Source organism: Streptomyces sp. NPDC006602 (assembly GCF_042870385.1).
Lineage (GTDB): Bacteria > Actinomycetota > Actinomycetes > Streptomycetales > Streptomycetaceae > Streptomyces.
The window spans coordinates 165,387-184,416 of the sequence record NZ_JBIAHG010000009.1 but is presented as its reverse complement, the minus strand read 5'-3'; the positions used below and the strand labels follow the sequence as shown (position 1 = coordinate 184,416).

Annotated in this window: 19 protein-coding genes; 12 read left to right on the top strand and 7 right to left on the bottom strand. The window is 72.0% G+C overall.

Annotated elements, in window-relative coordinates:
* Positions 1-166: 166 nt before the first annotated feature.
* Positions 167-658 (top strand): DUF1360 domain-containing protein, encoded by a 492-nt coding sequence (locus tag ACFYO2_RS23890; protein ID WP_388352460.1) that lies wholly within the window; start codon positions 167-169, stop codon positions 656-658.
* Positions 659-716: 58 nt separating this feature from the next.
* Here the strand turns inward: ACFYO2_RS23890 and ACFYO2_RS23885 are convergent, their stop codons facing one another.
* On the bottom strand, positions 717-1,028 hold the full coding sequence (locus ACFYO2_RS23885; RefSeq protein WP_388352457.1) for a hypothetical protein: 312 nt from the start codon (positions 1,026-1,028) through the stop codon (positions 717-719).
* 135 nt (positions 1,029-1,163) lie between these two features.
* Here ACFYO2_RS23885 and ACFYO2_RS23880 point away from each other — a divergent pair, with 135 nt between their 5' ends.
* From ACFYO2_RS23880 to ACFYO2_RS23870, 3 genes are read left to right on the top strand one after another with little or no spacing between them, the layout of a single operon-like run.
* Positions 1,164-1,856 (top strand): hypothetical protein, encoded by a 693-nt coding sequence (locus tag ACFYO2_RS23880; protein WP_388352454.1) that lies wholly within the window; start codon positions 1,164-1,166, stop codon positions 1,854-1,856.
* Positions 1,853-2,149 (top strand): BON domain-containing protein, encoded by a 297-nt coding sequence (locus ACFYO2_RS23875; RefSeq protein ID WP_388352451.1) that lies wholly within the window; start codon positions 1,853-1,855, stop codon positions 2,147-2,149. The genes ACFYO2_RS23880 and ACFYO2_RS23875 overlap by 4 nt, the downstream gene beginning before the upstream one ends.
* Positions 2,146-2,871, top strand: coding sequence for a metallophosphoesterase (locus ACFYO2_RS23870; protein WP_388352448.1), 726 nt, complete (start codon positions 2,146-2,148; stop codon positions 2,869-2,871). Before ACFYO2_RS23875 ends, ACFYO2_RS23870 begins: the two co-directional genes overlap by 4 nt.
* A gap of 72 nt (positions 2,872-2,943) precedes the next feature.
* Here ACFYO2_RS23870 and ACFYO2_RS23865 read toward each other — a convergent pair whose 3' ends face one another.
* Complete coding sequence (locus ACFYO2_RS23865; RefSeq protein ID WP_388352445.1) at positions 2,944-4,128, bottom strand: amidohydrolase; 1,185 nt, start codon at positions 4,126-4,128, stop codon at positions 2,944-2,946.
* A gap of 200 nt (positions 4,129-4,328) precedes the next feature.
* On the opposite strand from ACFYO2_RS23865, the gene ACFYO2_RS23860 reads away from it, so the two are divergent.
* Complete coding sequence (locus ACFYO2_RS23860) at positions 4,329-4,892, top strand: hemerythrin domain-containing protein (protein WP_388352443.1); 564 nt, start codon at positions 4,329-4,331, stop codon at positions 4,890-4,892.
* A 13-nt stretch (positions 4,893-4,905) separates the two neighbouring features.
* On the opposite strand, the gene ACFYO2_RS23855 is transcribed toward ACFYO2_RS23860, so the two are convergent.
* Both ACFYO2_RS23855 and ACFYO2_RS23850 read right to left on the bottom strand, forming a co-directional pair.
* Positions 4,906-5,433: a hypothetical protein gene (locus tag ACFYO2_RS23855; protein WP_388352440.1), complete on the bottom strand. Its 528-nt coding sequence runs from the start codon at positions 5,431-5,433 to the stop codon at positions 4,906-4,908.
* 176 nt (positions 5,434-5,609) lie between these two features.
* The gene (locus tag ACFYO2_RS23850; RefSeq protein WP_388352437.1) at positions 5,610-6,941 is read right to left on the bottom strand and encodes an endo-1,4-beta-xylanase; all 1,332 of its coding nucleotides are present in this window, start codon (positions 6,939-6,941) and stop codon (positions 5,610-5,612) included.
* 290 nt (positions 6,942-7,231) lie between these two features.
* On the opposite strand from ACFYO2_RS23850, the gene ACFYO2_RS23845 reads away from it, so the two are divergent.
* From ACFYO2_RS23845 to ACFYO2_RS23830, 4 genes are all read left to right on the top strand, one after another.
* Entirely contained in the window at positions 7,232-7,789 is a 558-nt protein-coding gene (locus ACFYO2_RS23845; protein ID WP_388352434.1) for a hypothetical protein, read from the top strand.
* Between the two features lie 129 nt (positions 7,790-7,918).
* Positions 7,919-10,450 (top strand): SpoIIE family protein phosphatase, encoded by a 2,532-nt coding sequence (locus ACFYO2_RS23840; protein ID WP_388352431.1) that lies wholly within the window; start codon positions 7,919-7,921, stop codon positions 10,448-10,450.
* 112 nt (positions 10,451-10,562) lie between these two features.
* Positions 10,563-13,346 carry a SpoIIE family protein phosphatase gene (locus ACFYO2_RS23835; RefSeq protein WP_388352428.1) on the top strand — a complete coding sequence of 928 codons (2,784 nt, stop codon included), beginning with the start codon at positions 10,563-10,565 and terminating at the stop codon, positions 13,344-13,346.
* 288 nt (positions 13,347-13,634) lie between these two features.
* Positions 13,635-14,999, top strand: a complete 1,365-nt coding sequence (locus ACFYO2_RS23830) for an FAD-dependent oxidoreductase (RefSeq protein WP_388352425.1) — start codon at positions 13,635-13,637, stop codon at positions 14,997-14,999.
* Positions 15,000-15,068: 69 nt separating this feature from the next.
* On the opposite strand, the gene ACFYO2_RS23825 is transcribed toward ACFYO2_RS23830, so the two are convergent.
* Positions 15,069-15,287, bottom strand: a complete 219-nt coding sequence (locus tag ACFYO2_RS23825) for a zinc-binding dehydrogenase (protein ID WP_388352422.1) — start codon at positions 15,285-15,287, stop codon at positions 15,069-15,071.
* 510 nt (positions 15,288-15,797) lie between these two features.
* Between ACFYO2_RS23825 and ACFYO2_RS23820 the strand changes: the two genes are divergently transcribed.
* Positions 15,798-16,943 (top strand): hypothetical protein, encoded by a 1,146-nt coding sequence (locus ACFYO2_RS23820; protein WP_388352419.1) that lies wholly within the window; start codon positions 15,798-15,800, stop codon positions 16,941-16,943.
* Here the strand turns inward: ACFYO2_RS23820 and ACFYO2_RS23815 are convergent.
* Together ACFYO2_RS23815 and ACFYO2_RS23810 are read right to left on the bottom strand one after the other, a co-directional pair.
* The gene (locus tag ACFYO2_RS23815) at positions 16,936-17,622 is read right to left on the bottom strand and encodes a maleylpyruvate isomerase N-terminal domain-containing protein (RefSeq protein WP_388352416.1); all 687 of its coding nucleotides are present in this window, start codon (positions 17,620-17,622) and stop codon (positions 16,936-16,938) included. The two genes, ACFYO2_RS23820 and ACFYO2_RS23815, sit on opposite strands and share 8 nt — an antisense overlap.
* Positions 17,623-18,144: 522 nt before the next feature.
* Positions 18,145-18,288 carry a hypothetical protein gene (locus ACFYO2_RS23810; RefSeq protein ID WP_388352414.1) on the bottom strand — a complete coding sequence of 48 codons (144 nt, stop codon included), beginning with the start codon at positions 18,286-18,288 and terminating at the stop codon, positions 18,145-18,147.
* 120 nt (positions 18,289-18,408) lie between these two features.
* On the opposite strand from ACFYO2_RS23810, the gene ACFYO2_RS23805 reads away from it, so the two are divergent.
* Together ACFYO2_RS23805 and tgmA are read left to right on the top strand one after the other, a co-directional pair.
* On the top strand, positions 18,409-18,714 hold the full coding sequence (locus ACFYO2_RS23805; protein WP_388352411.1) for a DUF1232 domain-containing protein: 306 nt from the start codon (positions 18,409-18,411) through the stop codon (positions 18,712-18,714).
* A 118-nt stretch (positions 18,715-18,832) separates the two neighbouring features.
* The gene (gene tgmA, locus ACFYO2_RS23800; protein ID WP_388352408.1) at positions 18,833-19,024 is read left to right on the top strand and encodes a putative ATP-grasp-modified RiPP; all 192 of its coding nucleotides are present in this window, start codon (positions 18,833-18,835) and stop codon (positions 19,022-19,024) included.
* Positions 19,025-19,030 lie beyond the last annotated feature (6 nt).

Sequence of the window (19,030 nt, the reverse complement as noted above, 5' to 3'; positions counted from 1 at the left end):
GCGCGGCGGGCTGCGCGGCGGCCGCCGCCGGTCGGTCACAGCCGTACGGCGGCTCCGAGTACCCGGCCCGTCGTGCCTGTCACACCGGCCGGTGATCTTTTTGCGCCTGCTCGCGCACGGGCGTGCGTCACGTGTGCGGGCGACCGGACCGGGCACTCGGGGCGGCATGACCACTGACGACCGACGCTACGACGACCAGGACGAGGCGCCCCTCGCGGGCTATGCCACGCTCGCCACGGCGTTCGCCGCCGGTGCGGTGCTGTTCTCCGCGGCGGCCCGGCGTCGTGGCGTGCAGTTGCCCGACCGTGTTCCGCCCTGGGACGTCGCACTGCTCGGCACCGCGACGTTCAAGGCGTCCAGGCTGCTGTCCAAGGACCGGATCACCAGCTTCGTACGGGCGCCGTTCACCCGCCGTGCGGAGGAGGGGGCGGGCGGCGAGGTGAACGACGCGCCCCGCGGCAGGGGTGCGCGCCGAGCCGTCGGAGAACTGGTGTCATGCCCCTTCTGCACCGCCGCCTGGGTGGCCGGCAGCCTGATCGCCTGCTATGCCGCCACGCCACGGACCGCCCGTCTGGTCTCCGCGGGCCTGAGTGCCATGACCGTGGCGGACTGGCTGCAGTACGCGTGGACCTGGACCGAGCACAAGACCGAGGGCTGAGCGAAGGCGTCGCCGACGGGGCAGGGACACCCGCGCTGCCCTGACGCTACGCCGGGGGTCAGATGCGGTGTCCCTGCCCCGTCAGCCAGCGGTGGACGGTCTCCTTGTCCGCGGGTGTGATCCGGACGGCTCCCTCCACCTGGGGGCCCTCCTCCTCGTTGAAGCCCGTGTCGGTGACCCGGGCGGTGACCCAGTGGGCCAGGTCCTGGGCGGACCGGTCCGACAGCGAACCCCGCTCCCAGCCCGTACGGGCCTCGCGGGCCGCGGCGCTGTCGTGCCGCTCGGTCTCCTCCAGCCAGGCCGGCACCAGTCGCTCGAGGGTCCGACGGTCCTCGTACGAGGTCTGCTGCTGCGTGTCCTTGCCGTTCATGGGAACCGGGTTCCCAGAAACGGGTTGCCGACCAACGCCCGCGCGTCGCCGCGTGCGGCGTTCGTGTCGATGGCGGCGCGCCGGGTACTCGGGGCTCGCCGTCGACCAGGAAGTCGACCAGGAAAGGGGGCAGCGATGACGCGGCACGCGGACGACGACGCCCTGGAGCAGCGGCCAGGCGTCGCCGAGCTGCGTCTGGCGACGGGAGATCCCGAACTCGTCCCGCAGAACGACGTGCTCGACGACGATCTTCCCCTGGACCGCAACCGGGCGATCCTGCAGGCCACCAAGCAGGTCGGCTCGATCCTCAAACGAAAGGGGCACGCGTTCGCCCTCGCGGGCAGCGTCGCCGTGTACGCGCACGGAAGCACCCAGAACCTCCAGCACGACGTCGACTTCTGCTTCCGGCCCAAGGACGCGGACGCCGTCGCCGAAACCCTGCGCGAGGCCGGACTGCCGGTGTACACGCCGCCCGAGGACTGGCTGCTGAAGTCCAGCTGTCTGGGACAGCAGGTCGACCTGATCTTCGAGCTGGCGCACCAGCCGGTCACCACGGAACTGCTGGACCGGGCGCAGGAGTTGTCGGTCGACTCGGTGTTCATGCCGGTGCTGTCGCCGACCGACCTGGTGCACAGTCTGGTGGCCGCCTTCTCCGAGCACCACTGCGACTTCGGGGCGGTGCTCCCGATCGCGCGTACGCTGCGGGAGAAGGTCGACTGGGAGTGGGTACGCCGGGCCTGCGGCGACGACCCGATGGCCGACGCGTTCTTCTACTTCCTGGAGCGGCTGGAGGTCATTGAGCCGAGGCCGAAGGAGGAACGGCGATGAACGAGACCGGCGGGGGGCGGGCCCACGGAGCCGGCCATGCCCCTGCCGCGGAGAACGTCGAGTACCGCGTCGCCCATCTGCACGACCGGCTCGCCGCGGAGGAACTCGGTGAACTCGGCGTACGGGCCGAGGTGCGGGCCGGGGCGGTCGTGGTGACCGGCACGGTGCCCTCGACGCAGTGCCGCGAGACGCTGCTGCGGACCGTCCGCGAGGAGCTGACCGGGATCTCCGTGCACACGGATGTCGTGGTGGCGGAGACCACCTCCCCCGACCATGCGGAGGACCTGCCATGATCCGCGTCGCCGCCGTGGGGGACATTCACATGGGGCCCGACAGCCGGGGCCTGCTGCGCCCCGCTTTCGAAACCCTGCCCGACTGCGCCGACCTGCTGCTCCTGGCCGGCGACCTCACCCGGCACGGCACGCCCGAGGAGGCCCGGGTGGTGGCGCAGGAGGTACGGGGGCTTGCGGTGCCGGTCGTGGCGGTGCTCGGCAACCACGACCATCACGACGAGCAGCCCGAGAGGGTCACCGCCATCCTCCAGGGGGCAGGCGTGGCGGTGCTGGAGGGCGAGGGCACGGTCGTCGAGTGCGACGGCACGCGCGTCGGCATCGCCGGTACCAAAGGCTTCGGCGGCGGGTTCGTCGGACGCAGCGCCGGCGAGTTCGGCGAGCCGCTGATGAAGGAGTTCGTCCGCTACACCCGCCGCAGCGCGGACGCGCTGCACACCGCGCTGGAGGAGCTGGCGGACAAGGGCTGCGAGCTGAGGGTCGCCCTCACCCACTTCTCCCCCGTCGCCGACACCCTGGCCGGTGAGCCGCCGGAGATCTACCCGTTCCTCGGGAGCTATCTGCTGGCGGAGGCGATCGACACGGCCGGTGCCGACCTCTCGGTCCACGGCCACGCCCACGCGGGCACCGAGCACGGGATGACGGCCGGTGGCGTCCGGGTGCGGAACGTGGCCCAGCCGGTCATCCGGCGGGCGTTCAACGTGTATCAGCTGCACAGCGACTGAGCCACCGGGCTGAGGGACGCGCAGTCATGCCGGTGACCCTGAACCTCACAGCAGCGCCGGTGACCCTTGACTTCACAGCGGGGCCGCCGTGAGGTCCTGCCACGCCTTTTCCCGCACGTCCGGGCGCAGCAGCACCTCCACCGCCGTGCAGGCCAGCGCCTCCGCCGCTGCCAGCATGGCCTCCCGGGCGCGGTCGGAGGCCGCCGCGGCGGCGAACTCGGGAGTGTGGTCGGAGCCGTCCGGATCCATGATCGCCACGAAGGGGTGGATGGCGGGGACGCGTCCGCTGACGTTGCCGATGTCGGAGGAGCCCAGGTACACGCCCGGTTCGGGGGGCGTGATGCCGTGGCCCGTGCGGGTGAGGTGACGGGCGAACCGTTCGGAGAGCACCGCGCTGTCGCGGAAGTGCTCGTAGCGCGGCGTGTTGCGTTCGACGGTGACCGTCGTTCCCGTCGCCCGGGCCACGCCCTGCGCGCAGGTGAGGAGCTCCCCCGCCAGGTCGTCCAGGGCGGCGGTCGTGGCGGCGCGCAGCCCGAACAGGCCTTCCGCGTACTCGGGGACGATGTTCGTCGCCCGCCCGCCGTCGGTGACGATGCCCTGGATGTGGGACCCCTCGGGCAGCCGCCGCCCGACCACGGCGAGGGTGTTGAACAGCTGGATCAGCGCCGCCAGGGCGTCGATGCCCTCGGTGGGGTTGCCGGTGGGGTGCGCGGCGCGGCCGTGGAAGGCGACCCGGTACTGGGCCTGCGCGGTCAGCGGCGCCCACCGCCAGCTGTACACACCGGGATGGAACATCAGCGCGGCGTCGACGTCGTCGAACAGTCCGGCCTCGACCTCGGTGACCTTTCCCCCACCGCCCTCCTCTGCGGGCGTGCCCACGGCCCATACGCTTCCGGCGTCCGCGGGCAGGGCGGCCCCTGCGGCCAGCGCGGCTCCGAGGCCGGCGGCGGCGATCAGGTTGTGGCCGCACGCGTGCCCGAGGCCGGGCAGGGCGTCGTACTCCAGGAGCAGGGCCACCGCGGGCCTGGGGCGCGCGCCCCAGCGGGCGACGAAGGCGGTGGGCAGTCCGGCGACGCCCCGCTCGACGGTGAATCCCTCCCACGCGAGTTCGCCGCACAGCAGTGCCGCCGCCCGGTGCTCCTGGAAGGCGTACTCGGGTTCGGTGTGCAGGGTCAGCGCGACGTCCCACAGCCGCTCGGCCCTGGCGGCCACTTCCCCGCGTACTCGTGCGAGCACCTCGTCCACAGCGTCGGTCACGTCGGCCTCCCAGGGCGTCGTACGCCGGTGTCCCGGTGCGAGTTCCTTCGATGCGCCCTGCCCACACCCATCCGGACGACGTGCCCCGCCCTGGACCGCCGGACAGGGCTTCGACCACGCGTAGGGCGGACGACGCAGGGCACTCGGGGGCCGTGGCGGGTCCACCCCGGAGCCGCCGCCTCTCGCTGGAGGTGGAGAGCATGGGACACGGAGGAAACGTCATCGACGAGCTGGTGACCGATCACCGGGAGGTCGAGGACATCTTCGGCCGTATCGAGGCCCTGCCGTCCGGTGACAAAGACCGCAAGGTGTACGCCGACCAGGCGACGATGGAGCTGGTACGGCACTCGGTGGCCGAGGAGGAGTACCTGTACCCCGCCGTGCGCGAGCACTTGGTGAACGGCGACGCCCTGGCGGACAAGGAGATCGAGGATCACTCCAAGGCCGAACGGCTCATGAAGGATCTGGAGGGCTGCGACGCCCAGGACCCCGAGTTCGACCGGCTCATCATGATGCTCATGGGCGAGATCCGCTCCCACATCGCCGACGAGGAGGGGAACCTCTTCCCGCAGCTGCGCACGGCGTGTCCGCCGGAGGCGCTCGACAGCCTGGGCGACAAGGTCCGTATGGCCAAGAAGATGGCGCCGACCCGGCCGCACCCGTCCGCCCCGGACACGCCTCCGGCCAACAAGCTGCTGGCTCCGGGTGCCGGACTGGTCGACCGGTTGCGGGACGCGCTGACGGGCCGCGGCAAGCACGACTGACCCGTCGGCGGTCTCAGGCGATCAGGGCCTGTCCCGGCCTGAGGCGTTCCAGGAGCTGGGAGTGGTGGAGTTCGGCCACCGGGGCCAGCAGGTCGGGGTGGCGCAGGAGGGCCGCCGCGCGGCGGTCCGCCTCGTCGGGTGCGAGCAGACGGCGGAACTCGGCCGGGACACCGGCCGTGTGGCTGCCCCCGGCGAGTGCGGTCACCGCCAGGCCGGCCAGTTCCGGGTCGGTGAGCAGGCAGGCGGCCCAGCTCGCCACGACCTCGTCGACCCAGGTGCGCCAGGCGTCCTCGTCCGTGTCCGGGGCGCCCGTCCCGTCCGCGCCGGTGATCCAGTCGAGCCGGCCCGAGCCTCCGGGCCCGGCGATGCCGACCAGCGCGGCGTCCATCTGCGTCGGATATCTGAGCCATGCCGCGACCGTCACTGCCTGGCGCGCCTGCACCTCGCACAGGGCGGAGGCCAGCGCGCCGCCGCCCGACGGGTAGGCACAGGTCAGCCACTGGGCGGTCGCCGCGATGAGCGGGGAGAGATCTGCTTGCACTGCCGGGCCGCCCGATAGGTGTGGTGAGACAAGGGACTGCGCTAATGAGACAAGGAACTGCACAAGAAGGTAGCCCGCGGGTTCTGCCGTACGACATGACCCGGGCCTCCTCGGCGACGTGGCCTCGGCCACATCGGCCGGGGGCCCGGGCTGTGCCGTGACCGTTTGCGGGGTGGTCAGGATGCCGTGCAGGAGCCGAGCACCGGGGCGGCGGTGTTTCCGCTCGTCATGACCGTGAAGCCGAAGCTCGTCGACGCTCCGGCGGCCAGGCTGCCGTTGCCGTTCGGCTTCATCGTCATGACGTTGCCACTGCTGTCCCAGGAGGGCGTGCCGTTCCAGGTCGTGGAGATCTTCTGCGGGGAGGTGACGGTCACGGTCGTGCTCCAGTTGCTGATCGCGGAACTGCCCGCGGTGACGGTCACCTTTCCGTTGAAGCGGTCGCTCCACTCCTCCTGCTTGCTGTAGGTCACGGAACAGGCCGCCGTACCGCCGCCACCACCGGAGCCTGTGCCGCCCAGCGCGGTGAGTACGGCGGTGTAGGCGGCCTTCTTGGTGTAGTTGCCGTCGAACAGGAGCGGTGTGCCGCTGGCGCGCCAGGAGTACTTGTCGGTGACCCCCCAGACGGTGATGCCGGTGCAGCGGGAGACGGCCAGACAGGCCTTCACCACATTGCCGTAGCCGGTGGCCTGGGCGGTGCCGGAGCCCTCGATGTCCAGCTCGGTGATCTGGACGTCGACGCCGAGGTCGGCGAAGCGCTGCAGGTTGGCCTGGTAGTCGGCCGGGACCGGGGAGGCGCTGTTGAAGTGCGACTGGAAGCCGACGCAGTCGATGGGCACGCCGCGGGCCTTGAAGTCCTTGACCAGGTTGTAGACGGCGGTGCTCTTCGCGTTGACGCCGTCGGTGTTGTAGTCGTTGTAGCAGAGCTTGGCGGCCGGGTCCGCCGCGCGTGCGGTGCGGAACGCCTCCTCGATGAAGCCGTTGCCGAGCTTGTCCTGGAACGGCGAGCTGCGCCGGGCTCCGCTGCTGCCGTCCTGGAATGCCTCGTTGACCACGTCCCAGGAGTGGATCTTGCCCTTGTAGTGGCCCATGACCTGGTTGATGTGGTTGTTCATCGCCGTTCTGAGGTCGGCGGCGGCGAGCGTGCCCACCCAGCCCGGCAGCTGGGAGTGCCAGACCAGGGTGTGTCCGCGGACCTTCATGCCCTTGCTCTGGGCGTGGCTGACGATCTGGTCCGCGGCAGCGAAGTTGAAGGAGTTCCGGGTGCCCTCGACGGCGTCCCACTTCATCTCGTTCTCGGGGGTCACCGAGTTGAACTCGGTGTCGAGCGTGGAGACGTACGCGGATTCGCCCAGGTGGTTGGCGGCGACCGCGGCGCCGAAGTAGCGGCCCTTCTGGGCCGCCGCGGCGCCGAGGGTGCTCGCGGCGTCGGCCGGTGCCGACAGGGCGGTGACGCCGGCCAACGCGAGCAGACTCGCCATGCCGAGGCGGATGGACGTGCGGGTGACCATCTCGTCCCCTTTCTTCTGTCCGGGTGTCTGACCATGGATCAACCGAAAGTTTCGAGCCCAATTCCGGAATGGCGTCGCAGACCCTACGAGCGGCTTTCGAAAGCGTCAACGGAATGCGCACCGGCAATCGCGATTGGCTCAGAAAGCTCTGCGACAGCAAGCCAAACGGCAACATTCGCCGCATTCGCCGAATGTTTCGGACGTAGGTCATTCCGCGAAGTCAGCACAACCTTTCGGCCAAGCCGGATGTCTCACCGGATATCAGTCACATCTACGTCTCGAGGGACATCATGAGACGAAGCAGAACAGCATGGGCCGCGGCCGTCCTGATGAGTGCCGCATGGGCCGTCACCGCGATCCCGGCCGACGCGGCCACGGCATGCCCCACCGGCTGGGGCAGCCTCGACAAGTCCCGTGCCGCCGGCACGACGACGCCGGTGAAGAACATCAGGACCGGAAGCCACACCTGTTACGACCGGATGGTCATCGACGTCCCCGGCGGCGGCAGCGGCCTCGGTTACCGGGTGCGCTACGTCGACCGACTCCGTCAGGACGGATCGGGTCGTCCCATTTCCGTCGGCGGCGGAGCCGTCCTCGAGGTGCGGGTGGCCGCACCCGCCTACGACCCCGAGTCCGGGACACCCACGTATCCCGGCCGGGTGGCCCGCCCTCTGCCCGGAGTGGACATCTCCGGCTACCGCACCTTCAGGGACACCCGGTTCGCGGGCAGCTTCGAGGGCGAGACGCAGGTCGGGCTGGGAGTCCGTGCCCGGCTGCCGTTCCGGGTGCAGCTCCTCGCCGACCGGGTCGTGGTGGACGTGGCCCACAACTGGACCGGCAGCCGCTGACGCCGCCCCTCACGGAGGGAGACGGGGTTCCTCACGAGGTTCCTTTCGCCGCCCAGGTGCGGTCCGGGCCCGTCGTGGCGCATTCTTGCTGTGTCGCCCGCGTGACGGCGCACGGACGAGGTAGGGCCGATGACTGGGAACTCCCAGGACGCACAGCCGAAGCCCGGACGGCTGCCGGCGCTGCTGATCGACGCCGCGACGGAGGCGATCAGCACGGCCGGCGGCCACGCGGGAGGGGTCTACCTGCGCTCCTCCACGCCCGGACTGCTGCGCCTGGCCGTGCTCTGCGGACTGCCCGGGCCGCTGTTCCGCCCCTGGTGGCAGCTGCACGCGGACAGCCCGTTCCCCGTCGCGGACGCCCATCGGCTCGGCGTGCAGGTGGTCCTGCCGAACGCCACGGAGACGATGCGCCGCTACCCCCAGTTCGCGGCCGGTCTGCCGTTCCAGTTCGGCTCCTTGTACATGCCGGTCGTGGCCGGTTCCGAAGCGTACGGCGTCCTCACCGTGCTGCGCCCCGCCGTCCCGGACGCCGCCGAGGTGCTGCCCGAGCTCGACCGTCTGACCCGGCTGGCCCAGGACCTGGGTGCGGCCCTGCGGAACCTGGACGAGGAAGCGACCCCGGTCGCCTGGAACCAGGAGCCGCTGTGCGTCCGGCCGCCGCCCGCACGCCCGCCGCTCGCCCGCATCGGGCGTTTCGTGTGGTCGCCGGAGACGGGTCTGGTGACCGGGGACGATGGTCTGCATGCCCTGCTGGGCGTGCCGCCGACGGAGTTCACCGGAGCCGTCGAGGCGTTCGCGGACGCCGTGTCCCCGTCCGAGAGGGACCGGATTCTCGTCGCGCTGCGGGACACGGCCGTCGGCAGGCCGCCGACCCTGCCACTGTCCCTGCGGGCGGCCGACGGTGAGCTGCGGCTGATGGATCTGTGGAGCCCCTACGGCGGGATCGGATGGGCCCCCCACGCCACGACCGCCCCGACCGACGTACCGTCCGGGGCGGGGCCGGTGCGGGGCATCGTCCTCGATCCGGGCCTCCGCGCCACCGCCGACGCGGCGGCCGACCTGCTGCCGGACGGGGTGTTCTGCCTCGACCGGGAAGGGCTGGTCGTCTACGCCAATCCGCGCGCCGCACAGCTGTTGCGCCGGCCGCGGACCGAACTGCTGGGCCGCGCTCTGTGGGACGCCGTGCCGTGGCTCGGCAAGCCCGACATCGAGGACCATCTGCGCGGCGCCCTGCTGTCGCCCGACCCGGTGTACTTCCACGCGGAGCGGCCTGCCGTGAGCGCCACCGAGCCCGTGCAGCAACCGTCCGAGGGCGACTGGCTGGCGCTCGCCGTGCATCCCGGCCCGGACAGGCTGACCTGCACGGTCCGTCCGGCGAGCCGGGTCACGGACACCGCCCCCGCCGACCTCGCGCCGGGGAACGGCCTCACCGCACCGGCGCCCGTGTACCGCCCCATCGTCCTGGCGATCGCGCTGACGGAGGCGGTCACCGCCCGCCAGGTGTCCGCCGTCGTGATGCGGGAGCTGCTGCCCGCCTTCGGATGCCGCCGGCTCGCCATCTACCTGCTCCAGGACCGGCATCTGCACCTGGCCTGGGAGAGCGGCTTCCCGCCGGGGTTCCTCGCCCCGTTCGACGGAGTCGGACTCGACGCGCGGCTGCCCGGCGTCGAGACGCTCACCACCGGCCGGCCGCTCTTCTTCGACTCGATGAAGCAACTGGCCGCCGCCTACCCCGGAATCCAGCTGGACGCGACCGAGGGCGCCCGTGCCTTCCTGCCGCTGATCGCCTCCGGCCGCTCGGTCGGCTCCTGCATCCTGGGCTTCGACCGCTCGCGCAGCTTCAGCACCGAGGAACGTACGGTGCTCACCGCGCTCGCCGGGCTCATCGCCCACGCCATGGAGAAGGCCAGGCGCTACGAGACCGAGGCCGCCCTCGCCCGCGGGCTGCAGCAGGCCCTGCTCCCCCGGCGGCTGTCGGCGCACCCGCAGGTGGAGACCGCGGGGCGCTATCTGCCCGGCACGCAGGGCATGGAGGTGGGCGGGGACTGGTACGACGTCGTGGAGGCCGGCGACGGCCTCGCCCTGGTCATCGGGGACGTGCAGGGGCACGGCGTGCAGGCGGCGGCGACCATGGGGCAACTGCGCAGCGCGGTAAGGGCTTTCGCGCTCGGCGACCGGCCGCCCGACGAGGTCATGAGCGGCACCAACCGCCTCCTCATCGACCTCGATCCCGGCCTGTTCGCGAGCTGCTGCTACGTCCGGCTGGACCCCGCCACCGGGGTGGCCCTGGCGGCCCGCGCAGGGCACCCGCAGCCGCTGCTGCGCCGCCCGGACGGTCGTACCCACGTCCTGGACCTGCCCGGCGGAGTGGTGCTCGGCGTGGACCCGCGGGCCCGCTACCCGGTGACGGAGCTGCGTATGGAGCCCGGAGCCATCCTCGCGCTCTACACCGACGGGCTGGTCGAGAAGCCCGGCGGCGACATCGACGACGGCATCAGCGCCCTGCGCGTGGCGCTGGCCAAGGCCGGCGCCCCCGCCGTCCGCCCGGGCGGACGCGCACTCGCCGGCGTGGCCGACCGGCTCACCGCGGCGGCCCGCCACGCCGTCGACCGCCCGGACGACATCGCCCTCCTGCTGGCCACGCGCCGCATCGCGGGGTGAGGCCGATGGCAGGCGGTCACCGCGCGTCGGTGACGGTCGACATCCGGAGCTCTGCCTGTCACGCCCTGTGACACCCCTCGCCTCCTGGGGCCCGGCAGTGTAGACATGGCACATGGTCCGGCTCTTGGGTCGATCCGGGGCCCGGTCGACCCGTCGCCCCAGCGGTCCGCGCCCTGCGCCCGACCGCGCCCTCGCGGCGCCCGACGGGCATCCGCGGCGGCAGCCGGGCGGTCCGCTCGCCCAGCGGCAGCGCGATGCGCGCCGGTCGGGGCCGCGGTCGGCACTAGCCGGACGCAGCGTCGCCGGACAGGTGTTCGTCCTGCAAGTGGTGATCGTCCTGCTGCTGGTCGTGGCCGCGGTGGTGGCCCTGGTGCTCCAGGTACGGCACGACAGCACGCGCGAGGCCCGCAACCGTTCGGTCGCCGTCGCCCAGGCGTTCGCCAACGCGCCGGGGACCGTCGAGGCGCTGAGCGCCCCCGAGCCGTCAGCGGTGTTCCAGCCGCGCGCCGAGGCGGCCCGCAAGGCCACGAAGGTGGACTTCATCGTCGTCATGAACACCGACGGCATCCGCTACAGCCATCCCAAGCCGGACCGTATCGGCAAGAGGTTCGTCGGGACGATCGCCCCGGCGCTGGCCGGACGGACCGTGACCGAGGAGATCACGGGAACGATCGGCCCGTTGGTGCAGGCCGTCGTGCCCGTGAAGGCGGACGACGGCAAGGTGGTCGGTCTGGTCTCGGCGGGCATCACGACCAAGAGCGTGGGCGGCGCGGTCGACCGGCAGCTCCCGCTGGTGCTGTTCGCCGCCGCGGCGGGGCTCGCCCTGGCCACCGCGGGCACCGCGCTGGTGAGCCGGCGGCTGCTGCGGCAGACGCACGGCCTCGGTCCGCACGAGATGACCCGGATGTACGAGCACCATGACGCGGTACTGCACGCCGTGCGGGAGGGCGTGCTCATCGTCGGCGGCGAGGGCACCCTGCTGCTCGCCAACGACGAGGCGCACCGGTTGCTCGACCTGCCCCATGACGCCGAGGGACGGCATGTCGTCGACCTCGGCCTCGCCCCCGACACGGCCGGCCTGCTGGCCTCCGGGCGGGTCGCCACGGACGAGGTGCACCTGGTCAAGGACCGGCTGCTGGCGATCAACCAGCGGACCACGGACAGCCAGGGCGGCCCGCCGGGCAGCGTCGCCACCCTGCGTGACTCCACCGAGCTGCGCGCCCTGTCCGGCCGCGCGGAGACCGCGCGTGAGCGCCTGAACATGCTGTACGACGCCGGCGTGGCCATCGGAACCAGTCTGGACGTCACCCGTACCGCCGAGGAGCTGGCGGAACTGGCCGTTCCCCGGTTCGCGGACTTCGTCACCGTCGACCTGTTCGAGGCCGTCCTGAGCGGCGGACAGCCGGAGGCGGCGACCGCGCTGCGCCGCACGGCCATGAACGGGATCCGCAAGGACGCCCCGCTGTATCCGGTCGGCGAGCGGATCCGGCTCGTCGACACCTCGCCGCAGGCGCGCAGCCTCGCCGCGGAGCACGCCGTCGTCGAGCCGCGGCTGAGCGAGGCCGCCGGCTGGCAGGCGCAGGACCTGGAGCGCTCCGCGCAGGTGCTGACGTACGGCATCCACTCGCTGATCGCCGTGCCGCTGCGGGCGGGCAGCCTGGTGCTGGGCGTGGTCAACTTCTGGCGGTCCGAGAAGCCCGAGCCGTTCGACACGGACGAGGTGGCCCTCGCCGAGGAACTGGTCGCCCGGGCCGCGGTCTCCATCGACAACGCACGCCGCTACACGCGCGAGCACACCATGGCGGTGACGCTGCAGCGCAGCCTGCTGCCCCGCAACCTGCCCGAGCAGGACGCCCTGGAGATCGCCTACCGGTATCTGCCCGCGCAGGAGGGCGTCGGCGGTGACTGGTTCGACGTACTGCCGCTGTCCGGTGCCCGCGTCGCACTCGTGGTGGGCGACGTCGTCGGGCACGGGCTTCACGCCGCGGCCACCATGGGCCGCCTGCGTACGGCGGTGCACAACTTCTCCGCCCTGGACCTCCCGCCGGACGAACTCCTCTCGCTCCTGGACGAGCTGGTGGGGCGCATCGACCAGGACGAGGCGGCGGAGGGCGCGAACGCCCCCGTCACCGGGGCGACCTGTCTGTACGCGATCTACGACCCGGTCTCCCGGGTGTGCACGATCGCCCGGGCGGGCCACCCGCCGCCCGCGCTGATCCACCCGGACGGCAGCGTGGAGTTCCCGGAGGTGCCGGCCGGTCCCCCGCTCGGGCTCGGGGGTCTGCCGTTCGAGACGGCCGACCTCGAACTGGCCGAGGGCAGTCGCCTGGTGCTCTACACGGACGGGCTCGTCGAGGACCGGGAGCGGGACATCGACGTGGGCCTGGAACTGCTGCGCACCGCGCTGGAACGGGCCGGCAGCTCACCCGAGGACACCTGCCGGGTCGTCCTCGACAACTCCCGGCTCACGGCCCGCGCCGTCGACGACATCGCCCTCATCGTGGCGCGCACGCGGTCGCTGACCGCCGACCGGATCGCCGAGTGGCAGGTGCCGGGCGACCCGGCGGCCGTCGGCGAGGTGCGCGCCGCGGTCAGCAGGCAGCTCGCCCAATGGGGCCTGGACGAGCTGACGTTCACCACGGAGCTGATCCTGAGCGAGCTCGTCACCAACGCGATCCGCTACGGCGGTGACCCCATCCACGTCCGTGTGCTGCGCGACCGCACCCTGATCTGCGAGGTCTTCGACAGCAGCAGCACCTCGCCGCATCTGCGCTACGCGGCCATGACCGACGAGGGTGGCCGCGGCCTGTTCCTCGTCGCCCAGCTCTCCGAACGCTGGGGCACCCGTTACACGCCCGAGGGAAAGGTCATCTGGGCCGAACAGACCCTCCCTTGATCCACGGGACTTAGAGCTCCGAACAAAAGTGGAGCCCGGCTCGCGGCGTCTGGCACGCACGCTCGCCGCGTTGCCGAAAGCCCCTAGTAGCTCCGCTACGAGGAGCTTCCGGCGCCTTGCGATCGCACGCACCAGACGCCGCGAGCTGATCGGACTCCACTTTTGTTCGGAGCTCTTACTCATAAAGTGACCTTATGAGCTCATAGACCGGACCCGCGTACCAACTAAGGCTTGCCTTAGCTTAGGCTTCCCGTCGAGTCGCCTGTCATCGCTCGAAGGGAACTGATCATGCCCCGCCCCCTGCGGGTAGCAATCGTCGGAGCCGGCCCCGCCGGGATCTACGCCGCCGACGCCCTGCTCAAGTCCGACGTGGCCGCCGAACCCGGTGTGTCCATCGACCTCTTCGAGCGGATGCCGGCCCCGTTCGGCCTGATCCGTTACGGCGTCGCCCCCGACCACCCCCGCATCAAGGGCATCATCACCGCCCTCCATCAGGTCCTCGACAAGCCGCAGATCCGTCTGTTCGGCAACGTCGACTACCCCACCGACATCAGCCTGGACGATCTGCGGGCCTTCTACGACGCCGTGATCTTCTCCACGGGAGCGACGGCCGACCGCGAGCTGTCCCTCCCCGGCATCGAGCTCGACGGCTCGTACGGCGCGGCGGACTTCGTCTCCTGGTACGACGGTCACCCGGACGTGCCGCGCACCTGGCCGCTGGAGGCCGAGAAGGTCGCCGTCCTCGGCGTCGGGAACGTCGCGCTCGACGTGGCGCGCATCCTCGCCAAGACGGCCGAGGAGCTGCTGCCGACGGAGATCCCGCCGAACGTCCACGACGGCCTGAAGGCCAACAAGGCGCTGGAGGTCCACGTGTTCGGCCGTCGTGGCCCGGCGCAGGCGAAGTTCAGCCCGATGGAGCTGCGGGAGCTGGACCACTCCCCGAACATCGAGGTCATAGTCGACCCCGAGGACATCGACTACGACGAGGGCTCGATCGAGACCCGGCGCGGCAACAAGCAGGCCGACATGGTCGCCAAGACCCTGGAGAACTGGGCGATCCGCGACGTCGGCGACCGGCCGCACAAACTCTTCCTGCACTTCTTCGAGTCGCCCTCGGAGATCCTCGGCGAGGACGGCAAGGTCGTCGGTCTGCGCACCGAGCGCACCGCGCTGGACGGCACGGGCAACGTCAAGGGCACCGGCGAGTTCAAGGACTGGGACGTCACCGCGATCTACCGCGCGGTCGGCTACCTCTCCGACAAGCTCCCCAAGCTGCCCTGGGACCTCGACTCGGGCACGGTTCCGGACGCCGGGGGACGCGTCGTCCAGGAGAGCGGCGAGCACCTGCAGTCCACGTACGTCACCGGCTGGATACGGCGCGGCCCCGTGGGCCTGATCGGCCACACCAAGGGCGACGCCAACGAGACGGTGTCGAACCTGCTGGACGACTACACCAACGGCCGTCTGCAGACGCCGGGTTCCCCCGAGCCGGAGGCGGTGGACGCGTTCCTCGCCGAGCGCGACGTCCGCTTCACCACCTGGGAGGGCTGGTACCAGCTGGACGCCGCCGAGAAGGCGCTGGGCGAGCCGCAGGGCCGCGAGCGCGTGAAGCTCGTCGAGCGTGAGGACATGCTCAAGGCGAGCGGCGCGTAATACGACGACGGCCTCGACGGTGCCGGGTTTCCTCCGGCCCCGTCGAGGCCGTTTTTCGTGGCCGTGCTGTCAGTGGTCGACGGTGACCATGATCTCGTCGGCCTGTGTGCCCTCCTCCAGGTAGTGGTGCGCCGCGGCGATCTCGTCCAGGCCGAACACCCGGTCCACGACGGGCACGAAGGCGCCGGCGCGCAGACCGGAGGCGACGAACGCCTGGGCCCGGCGCAGCCGCTCCGGGTCCCTGGTCGTCTCGTGGACCGGGTAGGTGGGCATGTTCAGGCCACGCATCACGTCCACGTCCTGCGCGAGGCGGGGCTCATCCGCCAGTACTACCTCGGGACGTTCACCCGCGAGTAGCGGTGCGCCGTGGTGAACAGGGCCCGCCCCGAAGCGGATGGTGGGCGGGCCCCGTTCGAGGAGTCATTGTGGAGGGGATGCCGCGAGCGGGGCAGGAGTGAACGGCTGCCGATGGGTGCGGAACATTCACCCCCCGAGTGCGCCCGCCAGGGGAGGATCGAGTCGACGCAGCCGCCGGTCGCGGCGGAGGCCGCTCGGAGCACACTGGGCCTCCTCCCAGGGCAGGTCGCGGTCGACGAGTCCGTACTCGAGTCACTCCTTCCAGCGCAGTACGGTCAGCCGCTGTCCTCCTGCCCACCATCGCCGACGATCACGTCACCGCAGGCGGGAACGTCACCGCAGTACACCGCGCGCGTGCACGGGACGGACCCCCGGTTGATCTCCACCCGCCCGCGGCGACGATACTGAAACCCGCACCCGCCCCCACTCACAGATGGATCCATGCCAAGCACCCCCACCGACCGTCCCACCACTCCCCCCACCCTCTGGGCCGCCCGCGGCCGCCATGCCGGGCCCGACGCCGACGACGTGCTCCGGCACCATGTGCGGCGCCTCAAGGACGACGAGGTCCTCGACGACTTCCTGGAACCGCCCGTGGCCGAGGGCGCCCCGGAGCGGATCTTCGAGGCCCGATGGCGGGTGCCGGGCGAGGTGACCGTGCGCGCCCGGCTGACGCTCGTACCCGTGGCGGGCGACGGGTCCGAGTGGACGCTGGTGGCCGAGGCCGAACAGCCGTGGGACCAGTCCTGGCCCTCTCCCGCCACCCTGTTCTGGCCCGACACACCGGACGCCGCCTGGGACCAGGAGGCCGCCACCGGCCTGCCCTTCCGGGACCTCAACCTGCTGCCCTCGGACGACAAGGCCATACGGCGCCTGTTCAAGGACGCCGTGCGCGGCTGGGCCGTCCACGTCGTCGTCCACGAGGCCATGACCACCGACGAACGCGGCCGGCGCCCGCTGACGCGGCTGCTGCCGCCGGGCCTGCGGCACCGGGTGGTCGAGCACCGGGCGGCCCCGGACCAGCTGCGGGTCGTGAACTGGGCCCTGCGGGGCCTCGGCGTGGAGGTGCCGCGCGGCGGGGCCGTGGTCCTGCCCGGGCACCCGGTGCCGCCGGGCTACGAGGACGGCGACTTCTGCGTCCGCAGCGTCTTCCTCGACGGGTCGGAGCCGACCGAGCTGATCGAGACCGTGACCCGCTACGCCGCGCTGCCGAAGCCCCTGCCGGACGGCCTGGAGGAGGCGCTCACCGCGCTGCGGGAGCAGTGGCAGCTGCTGACCCTGGAGGAGGAACTCGCTCGCGAGCGCAGTCTGGTGGCCATGTACGCCGAGGCGCTGGAGGCCATGACCAGGTCCCGGGACCTGTACCGGGAGGCCGCCGAGCGGGCCAACGAGGCGCTGGCCGCCTACCGAGAGGCCGTACCGGACCCGGCACCCGACAGCTCGCCCGGTGCGCCCGCCGGATCGCCGCTCCAGCAGCTGACCCGGACGTTCGAACGGTTCAAGGGCTCCACCAGAGCGCTGCGCCCCGCCCGTTCGGAAGGCGACGGCGAGGACCCGCCGGGCACGTCCGGGCACGAGGTCAGCTGAAGAGCGGGAGCCGGGCCGCGTCCGGGCCCAGGGCGAGGCGTTCGGCGTCTGTGAGCGGTGCGCGGCCGGTGGCGGCGCGGGCGTAGTGCTCGTCGCTCCACTCCAGCGGGACGGTCCGTCCCAGGAGGCCGTCCAGGGTGGCGCGTACGGCGGCCAGGCCCATCCGCGCCGGCCCCGGGGCCGTGGGCAGCCGCGTGACGAGGTCGAGGTGGTGGATGCTCGCCTCGACGGCGAGCGTGAGCATCAGGTCCCCGGCGGTCAGGACATGACCCTGCGTGGTGACGCGGCCCTCGGGCCGGGCCGCCTCGGCGGCCGTCACGGTGGCCGCCGTGGTCTCCAGGTACAGCTCCTGCAGCTGCCGGAAGTCGAGGAACATACTCGCGCTCACCCGGTTCCAGCGCCGCCCGTTGGCCGCGCCGACCGGATCCGGTGCCCAGTCCTGCCAGTAGGTGACGGCATCGCGGTCGGCCGGTCCTGAGGCAGGCGTATGCAGGGCCACCAGGGCGCGCTGGGCGTCCGCGACGCAGTGGAACACCAGGTCGCGAACCGCCCAGCCCGCGCAGCCGGTGGGCAGCCAGGACTCCTCGTCCCCGAGGGGACGCACCACGGCCGCGAAGGCCTCGTAGGCGGCTCGCAGCACCTCGGCCGGGTCGGGACGGTTCACGTGATCCCCACTCATGACGGCAGCCTAGGCAGGCGGCGTCGGTGCACGCGGCGGGATTTCGGTCGGCGACGCCGTTCGCCCCGGCCATCGGCCGTTCCGCCCGCACGCATCGCGGTGACTGCGGCGCCGCCAGGCGTGCGAGCAGGAGGTGAGTGCGGCCGAGGACGCGCCGACGGCGGCCGCGCCGACGCGCCAGTCCGGAGCGAGGGCGACGGCGGCGAGCCGACCGGACATGCACGGGGCTGGCCTGCTGCCCCGGGGTGCGCCCGGGCCGCGGGTCGGCAAAGTGGTGCCGCCGGGGAGCGGCCGTCGGCGGATACGGCCTGCTCGTCTGCCTGTTCCGGGTCCGGCCCGACCTGCTCCGCCGCCGGCACGTGGTCGTCCACCGGCCGCTCCGCGGCGAGGCGCCCGATCAGCTCCACGAGTGCCTCGACGGGCCGGCCGGTGGCGGCCGCGCGGACCACCACCTGGCCGCGGTGCGGTTCCCGGGGTCCGGTGCACCAGCGTCACCAGCCGGGAGACATCCTCCGGCGGACATCACTCGGCCGCGGCGCGGATCGCCTCCTCCGCACTGTCGGCGTCGCGCGGCGACCGCGTCAGCAGGGCGACCAGCCGGGTGACGTCCTCCACGGACCGGTCGACGCCGACCGTGCGCACAGCGGCGACGGCAGGCCCTGACATACCGTGTGGAACTCGCTGACCCACAGGTATGAGCGCCGGAATCGGCGGGCCATACCGGGACCGTAACCGGGAATCCGACAAGTGACGGGCGCTCAGCGCCCGCTGGAGGAGGGGGGCGGGGTGGATTCGACCACAACGGTGATCGTCGTCGGCGCGGTGCTCGCGGCACTGGTTCTGGCCGTCGCCGTGGTGCTGCTGGTGCGCCTGGTGCGAGCCCGGCGCAGTCTGCGGCGGGCGGGGCTGCCGACCGGGCCGCGCTGGGTCTTCTGGGGTGCGCTGCTGTACTTCGTGCTCCCGACGGACCTGCTGCCCGATCCGGTGTACCTGGACGACATCGGCGTACTGCTGCTGGCGCTGCGCACCCTGCGCGCCTCCCCCGGCGGACGCGAGCACGAGGCCCGCCCGGGCCCTGACTACGCACCGTAAGGAAACCAATCACCCGTTCGATTCGTATAAGTCTCTGGAAGCCCGAGGAAGTCGGCGGACCGAGCGAGGCCGCAGGGTGACCGTCGTTTGATCGAGCAGCACCGGCGAGGGAGAGACGATGCAACCGTTCGCGCTCAACTACGCACGTCCGGCAGCGGAGTTGGAAGCCACCATTCCGTACGCCTATGACTCCGGACTGCAGTTGAACGTGCTCTTCGACGGGCGGATAGCCGCCCTCGACCACGGCCTGATGAGGGAACTGGGGACCACGACTTCCACCGCGGGCTCCAAGACGCACTTCGACGACTGAACACGG